The 938-nt window shown below is 70.5% G+C and carries 1 protein-coding gene; it reads right to left on the minus strand.

Going from position 1 to position 938, the window contains the following annotated elements; all coding sequences use genetic code 11:
* Positions 1 to 938, minus strand: a 938-nt coding sequence (locus EEJ42_RS03885) for an acyl carrier protein (RefSeq protein WP_148081840.1), incomplete at both ends; no start/stop codon positions are given.

The raw sequence follows: 938 nt of genomic DNA on the forward strand, positions 1-938 counted from the left end.
GCCGAACCCCGAATCACCGCCAACACCCGATGGCCGTTGCGTCGCGCATCCGACAACCGCTCCAGGAGCAACAGGCCGACGCCTTCACTCCAGCCGGTGCCGTCGGCCGCCGCCGCGAAGGGCTTGCACCGCCCGTCGGGGGCCAAGCCGCGCTGACGCGAGAAACCGGTGAACACATCCGGCGTCGCCATCACCGTCACACCACCCGCCAGCGCAAGCGTGCACTCACCCTGCCGCAACGCCTGCGCCGCCAAATGCATCGCCACCAACGACGACGAACACGCCGTATCCACCGTCACCGCCGGACCCTCCAACCCCAGCGTGTACGCCACCCGGCCGGACACCACGCTGCCGGAGCTGGCGAGCATGGCGTAGCCCTCGAGCCGTGCGTCGCCGCCGCCGAGCCCGGCGGCGTAGTCGTGGTACATCACCCCGGCGTAGACCCCGGTAGGACTGCCCTTCAACGACACCGGGTCGATACCCGCCCGCTCCACCACCTCCCACGCCGCCTCCAGCAGCAACCGCTGCTGCGGATCCGTCGCCAGCGCCTCCCGCGGATTGATGCCGAAGAACCCCGCATCGAACGCGTCGGCGTCGTACAGGAACCCACCCTTGCGGGCGTAGGACGTGCCGGGGTGGTCGGGGTCCGGGTGGAAGAGGCCGTCCAGGTCCCAGCCCCGACCGGTCGGAAACTCCCCGATCGCCTCATGGCCCGAGGACACCAGGTCCCACAGTCCCTCCGGGGAGGTGGCCCCGCCGGGGAAACGGCAGGTCATGGCGACGATGGCGATCGGCTCGTCGGTAGCGGTCGACGTTGCGGCGGGCACGCGGGGGCTGATCGTCTCGCCGCTCAGGCGGGTGCACAGGTAGGTGGCCAGGGCATGGGGTGTCGGATAGTCGAACACCATCGTCGCGGGCAAACGCAACCCCGTCACCGA

This window comes from Streptomyces botrytidirepellens (assembly GCF_003721215.1).
GTDB classification, from domain to species: domain Bacteria; phylum Actinomycetota; class Actinomycetes; order Streptomycetales; family Streptomycetaceae; genus Streptomyces; species Streptomyces himastatinicus.